Origin of the sequence: Haloferax sp. KTX1, from assembly GCF_902410085.1 — an archaeon.
Lineage (GTDB): Archaea > Halobacteriota > Halobacteria > Halobacteriales > Haloferacaceae > Haloferax > Haloferax massiliensis.
This window is the reverse complement of sequence record NZ_CABPRH010000298.1, coordinates 1-406: the sequence shown is the minus strand read 5'-3', so window position 1 is coordinate 406 and position 406 is coordinate 1. Positions and strand designations below refer to the sequence as shown.

Here is a 406-nt window from a genome sequence, read left to right as displayed (position 1 = left end):
GCTCGACCAATCCAGGGACACTGCAGTTCGAACAGACAGCGACCGGGCCACGCTGTGCTGCGGCGTCCAGCGCTTCGATGGCTCCCTCGCGGACCGTCACCGGGCTGTCGAAGGCATCGAGGACGACCTCGGTCGCCGTCTCCTCGGCAACCTCGACTCCGCGGCTGGCAAGCGCCAGTCGAACGTGTTCGTCCAGCGGCGCTTCCCGGCCGCGGTCGTACTCGCGGTGGGCCGAGCGATAGGCGTCCTCCCAGTCGTCCGGCACCCGAACCGACTGGGCCGAAAGCGTCTCCGCAATGGCGTCCCACGGCTCTGACGGCCGGTCTGCCGCTACGAGCGTCCCGAACAGGTCGAACGAGAGTGCCACATCTGTGTGGTTAGTGCAAGCTCACTTGAACTGTGGGGG

At 67.2% G+C, this 406-nt stretch carries 1 protein-coding gene; it reads right to left on the bottom strand.

Features of this window, described 5'->3' with window-relative positions; genetic code table 11:
• A partial coding sequence (locus FY251_RS21930) for an HAD family hydrolase (RefSeq protein WP_369333711.1) occupies positions 1–367 on the bottom strand: 367 nt, incomplete at its 3' end.
• Positions 368–406 lie beyond the last annotated feature (39 nt).